At 38.3% G+C, this 1,409-nt stretch carries 1 protein-coding gene; it reads right to left on the bottom strand.

All coding sequences use genetic code 11. From position 1 onward, the window contains the following. Nucleotides 1–281: 281 nt before the first annotated feature. A partial coding sequence (locus BLS34_RS25185; protein ID WP_139189502.1) for a tetratricopeptide repeat-containing sulfotransferase family protein occupies nucleotides 282–1,409 on the bottom strand: 1,128 nt, incomplete at its 5' end.

The following is a 1,409-nucleotide window of genomic DNA, read 5'->3' on the forward strand; positions in this document are numbered from 1 at the left end:
ACCGCTTCACGACGAAACTCCGGCGTCGCTCTGTTCCCTCGTCCCATGAAACACCTCCTGGTTCCTCAGTTGGCGCTCTCCACTTTTCCAGGGCAAGTCCACGGACGGCGTCAGTGGTCGTGGCGCTGCCGTGTAGTACCTGTCCCATAGCCCGTCCTTGTCGGTGATCGAAGAAATCGTACCATTACATGCTGGGGCTAAACACCTAACGTTGAAATCGGACCAGTCAGTGAAGGTTGATCAAAATTAATATTTAATAAAAATAGCTTTATCGAATATTTTTAATATTCAGATTGCTCTATTATCTTAGTTAAAGGCTTCAAGTAATATTTATAATACTTCCAGTGATTATCTGCATAATTATAAATTGGACGAGTTACTTGTAGTGCACTTGCAGTTTTGACAGGGCGTTTTGTTTGATGTGGTGAAAAGCACGATTCTTCATAATTTAATCCACAAATGTCAAGAATGGAGCAAATTTGATTTTCAGGATCATTTACTAATTTATCGTAATATATAGAGTGAATTTCTATAGGTAATACATTTTTATAATGTGTCATTAAGGTATTGTAATCAAGATAGTGCTCACCTAAAGTCACTAGATTATTAGAATAGTTATGATCTCCAGATAGATCACTACGGTAAATTGACCAGCAAGTTGCCATGGGATCGCGCTCACAATGCAAGACGACAGAGCGGGGAAATAAAAGTGCAATAAGCCAGAGATTCTCAAAATTATGGGGCATCTTATCGCAAACGTACTTGGCCTCTTTATTTTTAATATATAATTTCATTAGGTATTCATCAGCTAATGTTTTAACATAATCTGCAGTGAGATTTATATTTTGCGATGTGATGCGTTGTGATATTTCGGGCAATATATCTAGTTCACCCGCACCATACACATGGGAATGACTAGCCAAAATTTGCTCAATTATTGTGGTGCCTGATCGCGGCATTCCCACTATAAATATTGGCCGCGAACTTGAGACACCCCAATTTTTTTTCTCAGCAAAAAAGTCTGGACTGGTGTACTCAATTATATTTTTATATTTATGTCTTTTATAAAGACATCCCCCATTTTTTATTCTGATATCAGCGCGAATCTCATTAGCTGTTTTATAATGAGTAAAAGCTATATTGTGTTTTTGCATGTCGTCATAAAGACGCCCGAGAGCAAAGTGAAAATGTGCCGCATCCGTATCTCGTATTAATGGGTTATTTAATGCTGTTTCTAGTGTATCTATTGACGATAAACCTCGTACTAATCCAAGTTCAATACAATATTCAGCTAGTGCCCTGGGGTCTTTGGGATCATACTCTAAAGCTTGTTCAAAATCCTCTATGGCTGCTTGGATATCTCCTACCTTCTTATACGCCATCCCCCGATTAATATATACTTTGGTATA

Source organism: Thalassobaculum litoreum DSM 18839 (genome assembly GCF_900102465.1).
GTDB lineage: Bacteria > Pseudomonadota > Alphaproteobacteria > Thalassobaculales > Thalassobaculaceae > Thalassobaculum > Thalassobaculum litoreum.